Annotated in this window: 11 protein-coding genes; all 11 read left to right on the forward strand. The window is 54.6% G+C overall.

All coding sequences use genetic code 11. The features are described from left to right. Complete coding sequence (locus tag ACULM0_RS09210) at positions 1–378, forward strand: VOC family protein (protein WP_463677255.1); 378 nt, start codon at positions 1–3, stop codon at positions 376–378. Then, complete coding sequence (locus ACULM0_RS09215) at positions 375–1,346, forward strand: MBL fold metallo-hydrolase (RefSeq protein ID WP_463677256.1); 972 nt, start codon at positions 375–377, stop codon at positions 1,344–1,346. Before ACULM0_RS09210 ends, ACULM0_RS09215 begins: the two co-directional genes overlap by 4 nt. 89 nt (positions 1,347–1,435) lie before the next feature. Next, positions 1,436–3,388: a transketolase gene (gene tkt / locus ACULM0_RS09220; protein WP_463677257.1), complete on the forward strand. Its 1,953-nt coding sequence runs from the start codon at positions 1,436–1,438 to the stop codon at positions 3,386–3,388. Positions 3,389–3,489: 101 nt separating this feature from the next. Beyond that, the gene (locus tag ACULM0_RS09225) at positions 3,490–5,211 is read left to right on the forward strand and encodes a sigma 54-interacting transcriptional regulator (RefSeq protein ID WP_463677258.1); all 1,722 of its coding nucleotides are present in this window, start codon (positions 3,490–3,492) and stop codon (positions 5,209–5,211) included. Between the two features lie 237 nt (positions 5,212–5,448). Beyond that, the gene (locus ACULM0_RS09230; protein WP_463677259.1) at positions 5,449–5,943 is read left to right on the forward strand and encodes a hypothetical protein; all 495 of its coding nucleotides are present in this window, start codon (positions 5,449–5,451) and stop codon (positions 5,941–5,943) included. 15 nt (positions 5,944–5,958) lie between these two features. Continuing rightward, a complete protein-coding gene (locus tag ACULM0_RS09235) occupies positions 5,959–7,314 on the forward strand; it encodes a GntP family permease (protein WP_463677260.1) in 1,356 nt (451 codons plus the stop codon). A 40-nt stretch (positions 7,315–7,354) separates the two neighbouring features. After that, a complete protein-coding gene (locus ACULM0_RS09240) occupies positions 7,355–8,899 on the forward strand; it encodes an acyl CoA:acetate/3-ketoacid CoA transferase (RefSeq protein WP_463677261.1) in 1,545 nt (514 codons plus the stop codon). 32 nt (positions 8,900–8,931) lie between these two features. Beyond that, a complete protein-coding gene (locus ACULM0_RS09245) occupies positions 8,932–9,651 on the forward strand; it encodes a beta-ketoacyl-ACP reductase (RefSeq protein ID WP_463677262.1) in 720 nt (239 codons plus the stop codon). 18 nt (positions 9,652–9,669) lie between these two features. Then, a complete protein-coding gene (locus tag ACULM0_RS09250) occupies positions 9,670–10,848 on the forward strand; it encodes an acetyl-CoA C-acetyltransferase (protein ID WP_463677263.1) in 1,179 nt (392 codons plus the stop codon). A 69-nt stretch (positions 10,849–10,917) separates the two neighbouring features. Beyond that, positions 10,918–11,907 (forward strand): 1,4-dihydroxy-2-naphthoate polyprenyltransferase, encoded by a 990-nt coding sequence (locus ACULM0_RS09255; RefSeq protein WP_463677264.1) that lies wholly within the window; start codon positions 10,918–10,920, stop codon positions 11,905–11,907. A 3-nt stretch (positions 11,908–11,910) separates the two neighbouring features. Beyond that, positions 11,911–13,146 carry a MerR family transcriptional regulator gene (locus tag ACULM0_RS09260; protein WP_463677265.1) on the forward strand — a complete coding sequence of 412 codons (1,236 nt, stop codon included), beginning with the start codon at positions 11,911–11,913 and terminating at the stop codon, positions 13,144–13,146. Positions 13,147–13,193: the final 47 nt, after the last annotated feature.

Consider the following 13,193-nt stretch of genomic DNA (forward strand, 5'->3'; position numbering starts at 1 on the left):
ATGCATTTTAAGTTTGCTACGATTACCGTGACGGATATGGACGCCTCCCTGGCCTTTTATGAAAAGGTGCTGGGGTTAAAACTACACCAAAAGATCAGCCCGAAGGACGGCATGACCATCGCCTTTATGGTGGACGACCGGGGTGGTGCCCTGGAGTTGATCGGATACAATGAGATTTACGAGGGTGAGGCCACGAACCAGCGCGTGAGCCTGGCCTATGAGGTAGAGAGCCTGAAGGAATGTATCTCGCGGCTGGCCGTGGACGATATCGAGATCAAACGGGGACCCGTGGAGGCAGAAGGTGGCGTGCGCTTTCTCTTCATCGAGGATCCCAACGGGATCGAGATCGAATTGATCGAAGGGTTCAGTCTCGCATGATGACGGAGCTGCTACCGGGACTCTACCGCATCGAGATTCCGCTGCCCAAGAACCCGTTGAAGGCCCTCAATGCCTACGCCGTGGTCGGAGAAGGACGTCATTTGGTCGTGGACACGGGGTTCAACACCGAGGATAGCCAGCGGGCTTGGCTCGATGCTAGCCAGGCGATCGGTCTGGATTTTGCGAAAACGGACCTGGTGTTGACCCACTTGCACTCAGACCACACGGGTCTCGCCTCTTGGTTCGCCCAGAAGGGCGCGCGGCTTTTCGCGTCACCTGTGGACGGCGACCTGATCAACAAGATGACGGAGGAGAGTTACTGGCGCCGGTTCGGGGGATTGACAACGGCCTTCGATCTCGACCGAGATGAGGTGTCGATCGATCGCCATCCCGGCTATCGCTACTGTCCGAAGGAGCCGATGGAGATCACGCCCCTGACCGAGGGTGAGAGGCGTTCCTACGGGACCTTTACCTTCGAAGTCATGGATCTGCCCGGCCATACGCCGGGACATATCGGTCTCTACGACCCGGTCCACGAGCTTTTGATCGGAGGGGACTCGATCCTGGCTTCGATTACCCCCAATATCTCCTATTGGTCTGAGGATTTCGATAGTCTCAAGGTGTACTTCGAGACCCTCGAGAAAATCGAAGCCCTCGCCCCCGCAAAAATCCTGTCCTCGCACCGGGTGATCCTGACGGAGCCCAAGGTAAGGATCGATGAGCTGAGAGACCATCACGCCCATCGCCTGAACGAGGTGCTGGCCCTAGTCTCGGAGGGGAGACAGACGGCGCGCGATGTCGCGAGGGGCATGCACTGGGATTACCGGGCGAAAGATTGGTCGGCTTTCCCCGATCCTCAGAAGTGGTTCGCCACATCGGAAGCCATGAGTCACCTGATCTACCTCGTGGGTACCGGGAAGATCGCCATCGACCGTTCCAAACCCACCTGGCACTTCACTAGGACCTGAAAAGGTCCTTTTTTTAATGGGTTTCACCTTGTCACCCCCCGTGTGAAGGGATATAATTGTAGCTGACTTAGGAGATATGGAGGAATGATATGCTAAGAGAAAAATTGATCAACACCATTCGTTTTCTTTCGGCGGATGCGGTTGAAAAGGCGCAGTCTGGACACCCGGGTCTACCGCTCGGGGCCGCTCCCGCTGGTTACGTGCTCTATGACAAGATCATGAAGCACAATCCGGCCAACAGCAAATGGTTCGACCGCGACCGATTCATCCTATCGGCGGGACACGGATCCATGATGCTCTACAGCTTACTGCACTTGTACGGTTACGATCTACCGATCACCGAACTCGAGGATTTCCGGCAGCTGGGCAGCAAAACACCAGGCCACCCCGAGTACGGCCATACCGATGGTGTAGAGACGACCACGGGTCCTCTGGGACAGGGTTTTGCCAATGCCGTGGGAATGGCCATGGCGGAAAAATTGATGGCCAAGACCTACAATAAAGAGGGTCACACCATCGTCGATCACTACACCTACACCATGGTGGGCGACGGTTGTCTGATGGAAGGGATCACGAACGAGGCGGCTTCCATGGCGGGCCATTTGAAGCTCGGCAAACTGATCGCTCTCTACGATTCTAACCAGATTTCTATCGAGGGGAGCACGGATATCGCCTTCACAGAAGATGTGGGGAAACGCTTTGAAGCCCTCGAGTGGCATGTGGTCACGGTGGAAGATGGCAACGATGTCGAGGCCATCGAGCAGGCGATCCTCGATGCCAAAGCGGAACAAGGGCGTCCTTCGCTGGTGATTGTCGAGACGACCATCGGTTACGGATCCGGGGAAAAAGCGGGTACGGCTGATGTACACGGTGCCCCGCTCGGGGAAGAGGCTATCGCGGGGATGCGCGAATTTTTCGATTGGACCTACGCGGCCTTTGAAGTGCCCGAAGAGGTCACCGCTTATCTCGAGGAAAAGAAAAAAGAGCTCGCCGCCCACGAGGCAGAGTGGATCGAGCGATATGAAGCGTATCAGAAGGCCTACCCAGAGCTCGCAGAGCAGTTCGAAAACGCCCTGCTCGGCAAGATCGAGTCGGTGGACTTCGAAGAGATCGAGAGCAAACGTAAGAATGCCGCGACGCGCGCGTCATCTGGGGATGTCTTGAACATGCTGGCCAAAACGAACCCTCAGTTCGTGGGTGGTTCTGCAGATTTGGCCCCTTCGAACAAATCGGAGATGAAGGGCATCGATCACTTTACCTCAGCGGAGGCTGGTCGCAACCTGCACTTTGGTGTGCGCGAACACGCCATGGGTGCGGTCGCCAACGGTTTGGCCCTGCACGGTGGTTTGAAGGTCTACGCTTCAACCTTCCTCGTCTTCAGCGATTACATGAAGCCGGCGATCCGCCTGGCGGCCCTCAGCAACATCGATATGACCTATGTCTTCACGCACGATAGCATTGGCGTAGGCGAAGATGGTCCGACGCACCAACCGATCGAGCATCTGACGATGTTGCGAAGCATCCCCAATGTCAAGGTCTACCGACCCGCGGATTACTTCGAGACAGCCGTTTGCTGGCAGTGTGCGATGGAAGACGAGGGCCCCAGTGTCCTCGCGCTGACCCGCCAAGGTCTCGACAACATCCCGACCTCTTCGCTCGAAGCGAAAAAGGGTGCCTACGTGGTGCGGGATGTCGCTTCACCGAATCTCGTGTTCATGGCCTCAGGGTCAGAGGTCAACATCTGCCTGGGCGCAGCGGAGATATTGGCCAAAACGGGTGTCAACGCCCGCGTGGTCAGCGTGCCGAGCATGGAGCGCTTCAACGCACAGGGTGCTGACTACCGTGCCGGGCTCCTCCCCGCCGGTGTACCTCGCGTTGCCGTGGAAGCCGGCGTCACGATGCCCTGGTACCGCTACATGGGCGAGAAGGATCTCGTGATCGGACTCGATGACTTCGGTGCCTCCGGTAAGGGTTCCGAGGTATTCGAACACTTCGGCCTCACGCCCGAGGGCGTTGCGGCAAATGCCAAGTCCGTTCTGTAAACATAAGAAAGATTTCAGAGGGCCTCACCATCGGTGGGGCCCTTTTTGGTATACTAGAGAGAGTAGATAGAAAATTGGCACGAGAAGAGGGGGTGAGGCCCGTGAAAGATCATGCGATCTTCAGGAGTCTCTATGAAAACGAAGTGTTTTTCGAACAAGTGACGGATGCCATCACCTTTGTGGACCGCGAGGGGTACATCGTCTATATCAACAAAAAGGCCGCGGAGATCATCGGGTATACCCGCGGGGAGAAGGCGGTGAAACTGGCCGAGGTCTACGCAGACTCCCACCTGATGCAGATCATGGACCAGCAGCGGATGGAGCACGAGGTGACCATCCACATCAACGGCTACGACTGTATCGCCACGCGCTTTCCCCTCTACCGCGAGGGGCGTGTGATCGGTGCGGCGGCAATTTTTAACGACATCTCCCATTATAACGCCCTGAATGAAAAGATCCTGGAGGGTAACTCCGAGATCAACATCCTGAACACCATCCTGGAGATCGCCTACGACGGCATCGTGGTGGTGGACGCCGAGGGATACATCACCATGATGTCCAACGCCTATAAGAAATTCCTTGGGCTCGAGGACCGGGATGTCATCGGCAAGCACGTCACCGACGTGATCGAGAACACGCGCATGCACCTGGTGGCCAAGAGCAAGATCCCGGAGATCAACGACCTGCAGGAGATCAACGGTAACTATATGGTCGCCACACGAATCCCCTACTACAACGAGAGTCGATTCGCCGGGGTCATCGGCAAGGTCATTTTTCGCAACGTGTCGGAGCTCAACGAGATCTACGAGAAGATCCACAAGATGGAACAGGAGATCAAGAGCTACAAGATGGAGTTCGAACACATGTACAATGCCAAGTACAACTTCGAATCGATCATCGGTCGATCGAAAAAGATCCGCACGCTCAAGCATACGGTGGAACGGGTGGCGGCCAGTCGCTCGAACGTCCTGATCATGGGCGAGAGCGGAACGGGTAAGGAGCTCTTCGCCCACGCCCTGCACAACAGCAGCCGCCGCAGTCTTCGCCCCTTCGTGAGCGTCAACTGTGCGGCGATCCCCGAGGCGCTACTGGAAGCGGAGCTCTTCGGCTACGAGAAGGGCGCCTTCACCGGTGCGGACCAGAACGGACGGATCGGAAAGTTCGAGATCGCCGACGGTGGAAGCATCTTCCTCGATGAGATCGGCGACATGCCCCTGGCCATGCAGGCTAAAATCCTGCGTGTGATCCAGGAGGGCGAGGTAGAACGTATCGGATCGAACAAGCCCAAACAAATCGACGTCCGTATCATCGCCGCCACCAATCGACCGCTCAAGGAGATGGTGGCGGACAAGACCTTTCGCGAGGACCTGTACTACCGCTTGAACGTCTTCAATCTGAACATCCCGCCCCTCAGGGAGCGCAAGGCGGATATCAACGATATCTCTGCGCATTTCATCGAGAAGCTCAACCGGGAAATGGGGCGCAAGATCGATGGATTCAGCAAGAAGGCCGAGCACCTGATCATGCGGTACGATTGGCCTGGAAACGTACGGGAACTGATCAATGTGATCGAGCGGGCCTATACGATCATTGAGAGTGAAACGTCTATTCAAACCTACCATCTGCCGTCGAATCTCAAGGGAGAGCAGAAGAAATTCGCTGGGGAAAACTTAAAAGAGCTGATGGAAGACTATGAGAAAAGAATTATTATCGATCGGCTGGCAGCCCTGGAGGGCAACAAATCCAAGGTGGCCGAGGATCTAGGGGTCAGTCGGATGACGCTGTACAATAAGTTGGAGCGATATGGCCTCGAGGAATTGTAAATATTTTTTGACACACTTCCAAAAATAACCGGAAAAGTGTAAATAATTAATGACACATTCCCAACACACGAACACCTTATGTCAAATAAAATTGACACAAGGTGTTGTTTTTTTGTTGTTTCTTGTATGGAAAAGGCGGAAAAGTGGTCAAATGCACCGAAAAAGTTGGCACCCATCTTGCTCCTAGTAAGAGGCAGGAGGTGAAAACGTTTACCAATGAAAGAAAGGATGGTATCTATGATCACACATTACTTTGGAGATCGAGCCAAGTTTTCAAAATTCCTCTTTCTCTCCACTTTGACCTTCGTCCTTGCACAGCAGATCTATTTCCCGCAAACGCATAAATATTTTCACCTGGCGGTATTATTCGTTTTCATGATTTTCACGGATTCATACCGGTCGGAATTCCGCAATTATAACCGGGAGTATCTGATCAATGGGATCGTGGCCTTTGCAAGCATCGTCACGATTGCCGATCACGTTTTTTCGATGCAGCTGTCACTGGTCTATCTCGTGTCGCTGATCGCCGCCGTCGTCGTTGCCGCATCCCTCTTCATCGAAATGATGAGCATACTGGGCACCGAAGACGCCAACATTTGTTTAAAAGAAGACAGTCAGAAGGCCTTTGAGAAGGGACCCCGTTTCATCAAGGGACTCCTTTACGGTCTGATGGGCATTCTTCTTTTAGCCGCGCTCTACGCGGTATACGCTATTTTCCTACTATTTATTTAAGGGAGGGCTACACCAATGCTAGGAGTATTATCAATTATCTTGACCCTGTTCGCATTAATGTTCTTTGCGTACAAAGGCGTCACCGTACTCGTACTCGCACCACTTCTCGCAATGCTTGCCGCACTGTTGTCTGGAGAAATTCCAGCACTACACGCACTATCCAATATCTTTATGCCTGCAGCCGCAGGATACATTTCCGCCTACTTCCCCGTGTTCCTCGCCGGAGCAATTTTCGGTAAGCTCATGGGTATCACCGGAGCAGCTTCTGCCATCGCCAATGTGATTGCAGACAGATTCGGTACAAAACGTGCCATCTCGGCCATCGTTGTGGCCACGGCGCTCCTTACATACGGAGGGGTATCGCTCTTCGTAGTCGTTTTCGCCATGTACCCCATCGGCGCCACACTGCTTCGTAAAGCGGGCATGCCCAAGCGACTGCTCCCCGCGGCCATCGCACTCGGTGCTTTCACCTTCACAATGACAGCACTACCTGGTTCTCCACAGTACATCAACACGATGCCTACGATTTTCTTTGGAACGGATATTTACGCTGCTCCAGTACTGGGAATCATGGGTGGGGCCATGATGTTCGGTCTCGGTGTCTTCTGGTTGAACAAACGAGCCAAAGATATGATGGCTGCTGGCGAAGGTTACGGGGATCATCAGAATGAGAACCTCCACCTTCTCGACGACAACATTCCTTCGGCAGGTCTAGCTTTTGCGCCGATCGTTATGGTTTTCATCGGCAACTTCATTCTGACGAACTGGTACTTCAAAATGCCCTCTGTGATGGCGTCCTACGAAGCCATCGGATCTGGGGTCAATGGTACATGGCCTGTCGTGATTTCTCTCACCGTGGCTGTTGTGTTCATCTTGATCTCCATGCGTTCTTACATCGCACATGCCAACAAGACAGTCTTCGACGGCGCAGTCGGCGCACTGCTCCCGATCTTCAATACGGCTTCTGAGGTTGGTTACGGTGGCGTGATCAAGTCACTCGCTGCCTTCACGACAGTCAAGTTGGGTATCGTGGCCCTGTCCATCCCATCCATCTTCAAAGTGGCAATCTCCACTACCCTCCTCGCGGGTATCGTGGGTTCTTCTTCCGGTGGTACGGCCATCGCGCTCGAAGTACTGTCTGAAGAATTCTTGACGATGGGTATTCACCCCGAGGCGCTTCACCGGATCATGATCATGGCTGCCGGCGGACTGGATAGCCTGCCGCACTGTGGTGCTGTTATCACGCTCCTTTCCGTAACACAGCTGAACCATAAAGAGAGTTACTTCGACATCGCTGCCATGACAGTGGTTATCCCGCTGATCACCGTGTTCTTTGTTTCACTCTTCTACCTGATGACGGGAATCGTCTAGGTTATACAAACACCCAATACAAGAAAAAGTGAGGTTGAACATGACAAAATTAATGAGTTTGGAAGATGCAATCAAACTGATTGAGAGTGGTTCGACCGTCGCTACGGGAGGCTTCGTGGGTAACATGCACCCCGAAGCCCTTTCCCGTGGCGTCGAAGAACTGTTCCTGAAAGAAGGCAAGCCCACGGACCTGACGCTGGTGTACGCTGCAGGACAGGGTGATGGTAAAGACCGCGGTCTGAATCACCTCGGTCACGAGGGTCTCGTGAAGCGCGTGATCGGCGGACACTGGGGCTTGGCCCCCAAGCTCCAGAAGCTGGCCATCGAAAACAAAATCGAAGCCTACAATTTCCCGCAGGGAGCGATTAGCCACCTCTTCCGCACCATTGCCGGTAAGAAGCCGGGCGTGGTGACCAAGGTGGGTCTGAAGACCTTTGCTGACCCGAGACTCGAGGGTGGAAAGATCAATGACGTGACATCGGAAGACCTCGTGGAGGTCATCAACTTGCGCGGCGAAGAGTGGATGTTCTACCATTCCTTCCCCATCGACGTGGCACTGATTCGCGGGACCTACGCCGATCCGGCCGGGAACTGCACCTTCGAAAAAGAGGCCCTGAGCCTCGAGATGCTGGCCATGGCTCAAGCTGCCAAGAATTCCGGCGGCAAGGTCATCCTCCAGGTGGAAAAGGTCGTGGAGCCTGGCACTATCGACTACTCTCAGGTTAAGATCCCGGGGATCTATGTAGATGCGATCGTCGAGGCAGATGCCAAGGATCATATGCAGACCTTCGCAGAGCAACACAACCCTTCGTACTCCCAGGAGATTCGGGTGCCGGTCACTAGCATTCCTCCGCTTCCGCTCAACGAGCGTAAGGTTATCGCCAGACGGGCCGCTATGGAGCTCGTGCCCCATGCGATCACGAACCTGGGGATCGGGATGCCAGAAGGCGTATCGATCGTAGCCAATGAAGAGGGTGTCGAGGGTCTCGTGCTCACCACGGAGGCCGGTACCATCGGCGGTATACCCGCAGGCGGACTCAGCTTTGGTGCGGCGACCAACCCCGATATGATCATCGACCAGCCTTACCAGTTTGATTTCTACGACGGCGGCGGCCTCGACGTGACTTTCCTGGGTCTGGCCCAGTGTGATGGTCGCGGAAACGTGAATGTATCGAAGTTCGGGCCGAAAATCGCCGGTTGCGGTGGATTCGTGAACATTTCCCAGAATGCCAAAAAAGTGGTGTACTGTGGAACCTTCACGGCCGGTGGCCTTAAGATCAATGTGGCCGACGGGAAGATCGAGATCGCGCAGGAAGGAAAGTTCAAGAAATTCCTCGAGCACGTGGAGCAGGTCACCTTCTCCGGGGACTTTGCTTTCGAACAGGGACAGCCTGTTGTCTACATCACTGAGCGCGCTGTTTTCGAACTGACGGAAGCTGGGTTGACGCTCACTGAAATCGCACCGGGCGTGGATCTCGAGAAGGATATTTTCGCACAGATGCACTTCAAGCCCGCCGTTTCTGACAATCTGAAGGAAATGGACGCACGCATTTTCCACGCGGAGAAGATGAATCTAAAACTCTAGTAAAAACCATCAGCCAATAAGGAGGCAAAATCATGCGTTTGCAAGATAAAGTAGCCATCGTGACGGGTGCGTCACGCGGCATCGGTAAAGCCATTGCACTCACCTATGTCCGTGAAGGCGCAAAAGTCGTGAACTTGAGTTTCGACGAGCCGGATTACGAGAACGAAAATGTAGAATTCTATAAAGGCGACGTAACGGATCGCGACGGACTGAAAAAGTTCTTCGATCACGTGGTGGAAAAATACGGGAAGATTGATATCCTCGTGAACAACGCCGGGATCACACGCGATGCGCTGATCCACAAGATGTCCGAGGACATGTGGGATTTCGTCATCGATGTCAACCTCAAGGGTGTCTTCAACCTCGTTCAGCTGATCGGTCCTCAGATGATGCAGCAGGGTGCCGGATCGATCATCAACATCTCATCGGTCGTTGGTGAATTCGGTAACGTGGGTCAGACCAACTACGCGGCGACAAAAGCTGGCGTGATCGCTATGGCGAAGACTTGGGCGAAAGAGTTCTCGCGCAAGGGTGCAGCCGTTCGAGCGAATGCTATTGCCCCCGGTTACATCAACACGGAAATGATGCAGACGGTACCGGATAAGGTGCTCGATCCGATTCGCGAGAAGACAATGCTCAAGCGACTTGGGGAACCTCAGGAGATCGCCAATGCGGCCCTCTTCCTGGCCAGCGACGAATCGTCCTTCGTGACAGGGCACCTGTTGTCTGTCAACGGCGGACTTCGACTGTAATCGAAAGGAGCACCTAAGATGCGTGAAGTAGTAATCGTCTCGGCCGTCAGAACCCCAGTGGGTTCTTTCGGTGGAGCGTTGAAATCGAAAACAGCGGTGGACCTCGGTACCATCGCGGCCAAAGAAGCCATCAAGCGTGCCGGCATCCAGCCGGAGATCATCGACGAGATCATGATCGGAAATATCTTGAGCGCTGGACAGGGACAGAACGTATCACGTCAAGTGGCCGTGAACGCGGGCATTCCTTACGAGAAACCGGCCATGGCGCTGAACATCTTGTGCGGTAGCGGTCTCCGGGCCGTGAGCCTCGCGGCACAGCTGATCAAGCTCGGCGATGCTGACACGATTCTTTGCGGTGGTACGGAGAGCATGTCCAATGCGCCTTACCTCTCGGATACCAATCGTTTTGGTTCCAAGATGGGCGATGTGAAAATGGTGGACCACATGATCAAGGATGCGCTCACCGATGCCTTCCACGGTTACCACATGGGCATCACGGCAGAGAACATCGCCGAGAGATGGCAACTCACACGCGAAGAGCAAGATGCTTTCGCCGTGATGAGTCAGAATCGTGCGGAGAAAGCACAGAAGGAAGGGCGTTTCAAGGCGGAGATCGTACCCGTTGAGATTCCCCAGAGAAAGAAAGACCCGATCATCGTGGAGGATGACGAGTACATCCGCTACGGTGCGACGACCGAGGGCCTCGGCAAGTTGAGACCTGCCTTCAAGAAAGACGGTACGGTTACCGCGGGGAATGCCTCGGGCATCAACGACGGTGCGGCCATGCTGATTGTGATGTCAAAAGAAAAAGCAGACGCGCTGGGACTCGAGCCCCTCGCGAAGATCGTCGCTTACGGAACGGCCGGTGTAGACCCAGCGATCATGGGCTATGGACCAGTTCCCGCAACGAAGATCGCCCTGGAGCAATCCGGTTGGAAGATCGAGGATCTCGACCTGGTGGAGGCCAACGAAGCTTTCGCAGCCCAGAGCCTCGCCGTCGTGAAAGACCTTGGTCTGAATCCTGACATCGTGAACGTCAACGGTGGTGCCATTGCCATCGGACACCCCGTGGGTGCTTCCGGTGCTAGGATCCTGACGACGCTGATCTACGAGATGAAGAAACGAGAGTCCAAGAAGGGACTCGCCACGCTATGCGTCGGTGGCGGTATGGGTACCTCTTTACTCATCGAAATGTAACACCTACACGAAGAATCGTCCGATGAAATGTCGGGCGATTTTTCATTTTTTGGCACATAGGATGATATAATGGTGAGCGAAAAGAAATCAGGCAAAGGAGACGATTATCCCATGACCATCGCAGCTTTTTTCAAGTATGTAGAAATCCAGACCAAAGTCGCCAGTGTCTTTCCCTATCTGGTGGGCACCTTGTACGCGCTCTACCGATTCGATACCTTTGATATGCCCGCGGCGCTCTTGATGCTCGGGTCCCTTCTCTTGATCGATATGGCGACGACCGCCGTGAACAATTACCAGGATTATCGCAAGGCCAAAATGAAGGAAGGCTACGGCTACGAAGTGCATAACGCTGTGGTGGCCCACGGGCTGTCGAAAAAAGAGGCCCTGGGCACCATCGCGGGACTGCTAGCAGCGGCGGCATTTTTGGGCATCCTCCTCGTGTTACGGACAGGACCGCTGACGCTTCTTATCGGCATGATCGCAGCGGGCATCGGTATGCTGTATTCCTTCGGTCCCGCATCGATCAACCGGACGCCCTACGGGGAAGCGATCTCAGGCATCACCATGGGCTTCGGAATCGTCTTTCTCGTCGTGTACATCCACGCGGGACCCACCGTGGCTTCGCTCACCCTCAAGACCGGTCTTTGGTCCCTCACAGTGGATCCTCAGGAACTCTTGGGACTGATCCTGGTTTCTCTACCCCTGGTGACGGGAATCGCCAACATTATGCTGGCCAACAATCTTTGCGATCTGGAGGAAGATGCGCACAATCACCGCCTCACACTGGTGGTAGCCATCGGAAGAGAGCGGGGTCTGGTTCTCTTCAAGTGGCTCTATATCACAGGATTCGTAGGGACGGTGGCTGCCTCCATCGTGGGTTTTTTACCGCTTTTCGGCGTCATCCTGTCTCTCGTCCTGATTCCGATCCTAAAGAATGTGGCGACTTTTTCGGCGGATCCGCACAAGGGGCGGACCTTTGTGCTGGCGGTGAAGAATTTCGTGCTCTCGGCCGCGGGATTGATCGCGGTTCTAGCGGTAGCATGGCTCGCGGGGTGGTAATCGATGCGTATCGGACGGTTTGCCAAGAAGAATGATCTGTCGACGGATGCGATCCGACACTATATGGATCTGGGTCTTCTCCTGCCCCAGAAGCAGGGTGGGCAGTATGATTTCGACGGGCGGTGCCAGGAGGATCTCGAACGCCTCTTCACCTATCGCGAGATGGGCTTCAACCTCAAAGAGATCCGTACGATCTTTTGGTTCTTCCGACTGGGGACCCTGCGGACGGAGGAAGAGCTCGATCATCTCGTGGGGTTGATGCGTGAGAAGCGTGCCCATCTGATCGAGGAGATCAGAGAGCGACAAGGGTTTATCGAAAACCTGGATGCCCGCGTGAAGGAACTCGAGAAAACAGAGGAGCGGAGTTACCACCGACTCGATCTGCCCCTATCCTGTTTGGAAGATCTAGGTTGTCACAGGTGTGGGGGCGCCCTTCAGCTGAGCGCCGACGAGGTGGTGGATAACCAGGTGAGGTCGGGGGAACTCCGCTGCAGTTGCGGTCAGCTGTACAGGATCGCATCGGGAATCCTGTTCGCTGAAGGGGTTTATCGACCAAAGGAGAATTTCACCTACTCCATGCTGTCCTTCATCAACGGCACACCGCCGGTGTACCTCAACGCCTTCACGGAAGGTCTCGCTTGGTTTCTAAAAACCATGGATTTCTCCAGGCTTTCGGGCCACCGGGTTTTAGAATTGGGATCGGGCGCGGGTTTTTTCCTCCGCCACGTGCTCAGTAGCCTCCCCGAAGAGGTGACCTATTATGCAGTGGACTTTCACGAGGGCATGGTACGCCAGCTGAAGGCAATCCTGGAGTCCTTAGAGATCCGGCGGAATATTGTGTTCATCTGCAGCGATTTCAGGGCGATTCCTTTGAAAAAGGGAATCGTGGACACCGTGATCGATCAATCGGGCTCGAGCAACTTTGCCTTTGACGAGCCAATTTTTTTACTGGAGGTCGTCTCGCCCCTGATGGCACCGAAGTGTACGTTGGCCGGAGCCTATATCTTATACGACCACTTTGGTCCCGCGGCCGTTGTCTCTGCGGAGAAGAGACCGCAGTTTCAAGAGCAGAAGATCCTGGACAAAATCGACCGGCTGGGTTTCGACAGACTGGCGATGCGAAAGGGCCCGGAGATCGCTGAGACGGGCGGTGCCCACGAAAACTACCTGAAGCCCGGCGATCGGATCCACATGATTTCTTTGATCGCTGAAAAAGATGGGGTGGACCCCACGGTTTAGGGAGAAAGCATTAAAATGCACGCGGCTCACCTCTTGCGATGGTGTCT

It is taken from the genome of Halotolerantifilum yawarlongkerapense (assembly GCF_054506745.1).

Coding starts and splice junctions, on each gene's coding strand:
- ACULM0_RS09210 (WP_463677255.1), top strand. CDS start 1: ATGCATTTTAAGTTTGCTACGATTACCGTGACGGATATGGACGCCTCC.
- ACULM0_RS09215 (WP_463677256.1), top strand. CDS start 375: ATGATGACGGAGCTGCTACCGGGACTCTACCGCATCGAGATTCCGCTG.
- tkt (WP_463677257.1), top strand. CDS start 1,436: ATGCTAAGAGAAAAATTGATCAACACCATTCGTTTTCTTTCGGCGGAT.
- ACULM0_RS09230 (WP_463677259.1), top strand. CDS start 5,449: ATGATCACACATTACTTTGGAGATCGAGCCAAGTTTTCAAAATTCCTC.
- ACULM0_RS09235 (WP_463677260.1), top strand. CDS start 5,959: ATGCTAGGAGTATTATCAATTATCTTGACCCTGTTCGCATTAATGTTC.
- ACULM0_RS09240 (WP_463677261.1), top strand. CDS start 7,355: ATGACAAAATTAATGAGTTTGGAAGATGCAATCAAACTGATTGAGAGT.
- ACULM0_RS09245 (WP_463677262.1), top strand. CDS start 8,932: ATGCGTTTGCAAGATAAAGTAGCCATCGTGACGGGTGCGTCACGCGGC.
- ACULM0_RS09250 (WP_463677263.1), top strand. CDS start 9,670: ATGCGTGAAGTAGTAATCGTCTCGGCCGTCAGAACCCCAGTGGGTTCT.
- ACULM0_RS09255 (WP_463677264.1), top strand. CDS start 10,918: ATGGTGAGCGAAAAGAAATCAGGCAAAGGAGACGATTATCCCATGACC.
- ACULM0_RS09260 (WP_463677265.1), top strand. CDS start 11,911: ATGCGTATCGGACGGTTTGCCAAGAAGAATGATCTGTCGACGGATGCG.